The organism is Pseudomonas fluorescens (assembly GCF_902497625.1).
In the GTDB taxonomy this organism is placed as follows: domain Bacteria; phylum Pseudomonadota; class Gammaproteobacteria; order Pseudomonadales; family Pseudomonadaceae; genus Aquipseudomonas; species Aquipseudomonas fluorescens_BQ.
Genome location: NZ_CABVGX010000086.1, coordinates 1 through 4,029 on the forward strand (window position 1 = coordinate 1; position 4,029 = coordinate 4,029).

The window sequence follows — 4,029 nt, forward strand, 5'->3', positions numbered from 1 at the left end:
CCGAGCCTGCGAGGCTGCGTTCGGCTGCGTAGCAGTCGCTGGATCAATCAATCGGGTATTCCCGGCCCATCCCGTCCACAGGTTTCACGACTGCTGCGCAGCCGAACGCAGCCTCGCAAGCTCGACAGCTGCTACCAATGCCCGGCGGTATTTCGGCTCAGAAGTCGACCGTCGCCGACAGCAGGTAAGTCCTCGGCGTCGCCAGGGTCATCCCGGCTCACTGTCATCCGAAGCGCCGGCTGAGCTCCAGTAGCGTTTGTCTACGACGTTTCTAGCTGCGCTCCGTAGCAGCTGTCGAGCCTGCGAGGCTGCGACGCGGCGCTCCCTGTAGCAGCTGCCGAGCCTGCGAGGCTGCGTTCGGCTGCGTAGCAGTCGCTGGATCAATCAATCGGGTATTCCCGGCTCACCCCGTCCACAGGTTTCACGACTGCTGTGCAGCCGAACGCAGCCTCGCAAGCTCGACAGCTGCTACCGATGCCCGGCGGTATTTCGGCTCAGAAGTCGACCGTCGCCGACAGCAGGTAAGTCCTCGGCGTCGCCAGGGTCGTCCCGGCGCACTGTCATCCGAAGCGCCGGCTGAGCTCCAGTAGCGTTTGTATGCGACGTTTTCTAGCTGCGCTCTCCGTAGCAGCTGTCGAGCCTGCGAGGCTGCGACGCTCCGCTCCCTGTAGCAGCTGCCGAGCTTGCGAGGCTGCGACGCTGCGACGCTCCGCTCCCTGTAGCAGCTGCCGAGCCTGCGAGGCTGCGTTCGGCTGCGTAGCAGTCGCTGGATCAATCAATCGGGTATTCCCGGCCCCTCCCGTCCACAGGTTTCACGACTGCTGCGCAGCCGAACGCAGCCTCGCAAGCTCGACAGCTGCTACCGATGCCCGGCGGTTTTCGGCTCAGAAGTCGACCGTCGCCGACAGCAGGTAAGTCCTCGGCGTCGCCAGGGTCAATCCCGGCTCGCTGTCATCCGAAGCGCCGGCTGAGCTCCAGTAGCGTTTGTCTGCGACGTTTTCGATGTTTGCGCGCAAGGTGATGTTCTTCTGCTCGACCTTGAAGGCATAACGCGCGCCGACGTCAAAACGTTCCCAAGCGTCAATTTCCTTGTTATTCGACTGGTCCAGGTACTGCGAACTGGAATACATGCCGCGGCTGGTCAGGGTCAGGCCTTGCACGTTCGGCACGTCCCACTCGGCACCGAGGTTGACGTTGTATTCCGGCGTGGCCGGGGCGCGGTTGCCATCAAAAGAGCCGTTGGTGGTTTCCGCCAGCTCACTATCGATGTACATGACGCCACCCAGCAAACGGAACCCCGGCAGCGGCTCACCGAACACGCTCAGCTCCACCCCCGTATTCTCCCGCTTGCCGTTCGGCCCGAAGACCCGCGTGGTGGCGTTGGTCTCATACGCCGGCTGCTTGATCCGGAACACCGCGGCCGTCAGCGCGAAGGCACCGGCATCGTACTTGGCGCCGACCTCGACCTGGCGGCTGATGAACGGCGGGAAGATTTCATCCTCGTTGACCGAAGTCGACGGCGCGATCTTGCCCTGGCTCAAGCCTTCCATGTAGTTGGCATAAAGCGACAATTTGTCGGTGGCCTTGAACAGAATGCCGCCGGACGGCGAGACCTTTTCCTCGTCGTACGCGGTATCGCCTTTGACGTTGTCACTCCAGTCGTCGACTTTGACTCGCTGCCAGCGTGCGCCGAGGGTCAGCAGCAGGCGGTCATCGAAAAAGCCCAGGGTGTCGGACAACGCCACGCCGCTGAAGCGGTTCTCGGTGTAGACCTTCGCGTCCTGGCGCGTCGCCCGGCCAGGCGTGGGCGTTTGCACCGGGTCGTATAAATTGCTCGGCGCAGCGGCATAACGGGCGCCACCATTTTCGAAGTCCATGTAGAAATAACTCGCCGCCAGGTTCACCTCATGGCTGACCGGCCCGGTGTGAAACCAGTTACGCACCCCGGCGGTGGCCGTCCGGACATTTTCGTCACGGGTGAAATCCCGCGGCAGCACGCTGAAATCACCAGCGTCGTTAGTGACCGCCACCGCATGCCGGAGGAAGTCATGATTACTTTTGCGCGCACCGACACCGCCATACACCATGACCGAATCGCTGACATCGAACTCGCCATTCACCGTGCCAAAGGTATCGTTGGTGCTCGCCTGGCTCCACGGCTGCGCGTAGTTATGGCGCACGTCGCTGGCATCTGGCACCTTCGCGTTGGCGTTGACCTGCACGCGTTCCTGCGGCGCGTCGGTGTCCCGCTCGGTGCGGCCGATGTCGGTCGAAAGACGCAGACGTTCACCGCGAAAATCCAGGCCCAGCACGGCCATTTCGCGGTCAACGTTCTGGTGATCCCATTCAGTGTCGCCGGACTGCTTGACGCCATTGAAACGCAGGCCGAACTGGTTGCCCTCACCAAAGCGCCGAGCGACGTCCACGGCACCGCCGACCTGACTGTCGGAGGCATAGCTGCCAGTGAATGAAGTGATCGGTGCGTCGGTCGCGCGTTTGGGCACCACGTTGATCCCGCCCCCGACACTGCCGCGCGGGGAAATGCCGTTTATGAGCTGGCTAGGGCCTTTGATGATGTCGACGCGGTCGGCCATTTCCATGTCGATCGAGTACGTCGGCAGAACACCGTAGAGTCCGTTGTAAGCGACATCACTGTTAAACAGACTGAACCCGCGAATGGTGAACTGCTCATAACGCCCGCCCGCCGGGTTGGTGGCACGCACCGATGGATCGCTGGCGATCACATCACCAAGTGTGCGCGCCTGTTGATTCTTGACCGCCTCACTGGTGTAGCTGGTCATGCTGAACGGCGTTTCCATGAAGTCCTTCGAGCCGAGCAGACCTTGCGAGCCGCGACGAGCGACCTGGCCACCGGCATAGACGTCAGCGTCGGCCGAACCGCTGGCACCAAGAATCGAGGTCGGCGCCAGTTGCAGGCTGCTCCCCTCCGGCGCCGGGGTCAGGATGTACGCCTGATCGCCGACCGCTTGCAATTGCAGGCCGGAATTGTGCAGCAGTCGAGCAAAGCCCTCGTCCACCGCGAACTCGCCAGACAGACCGGCGCTGTTACGTCCGCTGACCAGTGCCGGGTCGACGGACAGATTGACGCCCGCCAGACCGGCAAAACGCGTCAATGCATCGCTGAGGCTACCGGCCGGTACTTGATAAGCGCGTTTGACGCTGTCCTCGGCCGAACTGCTGGAGATGAACAACGGACTCGCACTCAGGCTCAACAACAGGCTCAGGTGCATCAAGGGACGAAAGCGCAAAGAAGCCGGGCGCGGATGGCAAGGTGCGGACATGGGAATTGCTCTCTTGATTCGATCACATGCCTTGAATGACAAGCGAGTCGAAAAAAGGGGACAGGCGTCACACACTATTTTTACGTGGCAGCAACGTCACCCAATAACGGGTGCGGGAATGCACCTCCAGCGGCAGGCTGGCCGCGAGCAGCGCGAGGACGCGGTCGGTGTCGTCGAGGCGAAAACTGCCGGTGACGCGCAGGGTGTCCAGCTCCGGCTCCCAGCGCAGCACGCCCGGTCGATAACGGCTGAGTTCGCGGAGGAAATCGCCCAGCGGCTGATTGTTGGCCATCAGCACCCCTTCGCGCCAGCCCGGTGCCAGCGCATCGAAGGGCGTGATCGCGCCGACGCCGGTGGTTTGCAGGTTGACCTGTTGCCCGCTGTGCAAGGTCAAAGTCGGCCCTTGCAAGGGCAGCACTTGCACCGCACCGTTGAACACTGAAACCCGGCAGCCCTGCGGGTTCTGGCGAACACAGACTTCACTCTGGCTGACGCGCACTTGCCCAAACGGAGTCTGGATCGTCAGCGGCATGACGCCCGGCACCTTCAGCGAGATTTCGCCTGCAATCAGCGTCACGTGCCGGTTGCGCACATCGACATCGACGGCACTGGCGGTATTGAGCTGCAAGGCACTGCCATCGGCGAGCCGGACCGCGTTGCGCTCGCCGGTGGCGGTGTGCAGATCGGCACGCCAGACCTCCAGCGGCAGCTGCCGGCTGATCAACCA

Annotated in this window: 2 protein-coding genes; both read right to left on the reverse strand. The window is 62.7% G+C overall.

Going from position 1 to position 4,029, the window contains the following annotated elements; genetic code table 11:
• Window positions 1-884: 884 nt before the first annotated feature.
• Window positions 885-3,302 (reverse strand): TonB-dependent siderophore receptor, encoded by a 2,418-nt coding sequence (locus tag F8N12_RS27045; protein WP_412072166.1) that lies wholly within the window; start codon window positions 3,300-3,302, stop codon window positions 885-887.
• A 67-nt stretch (window positions 3,303-3,369) separates the two neighbouring features.
• Window positions 3,370-4,029: FecR domain-containing protein (locus F8N12_RS27050; RefSeq protein WP_150583103.1), on the reverse strand; the 660-nt coding region annotated here is incomplete at its 5' end.

Bases quoted from the DNA above. Each gene is read 5' to 3' on its own strand.
- F8N12_RS27045 (WP_412072166.1), bottom strand. From the start codon at position 3,302: ATGTCCGCACCTTGCCATCCGCGCCCGGCTTCTTTGCGCTTTCGTCCC.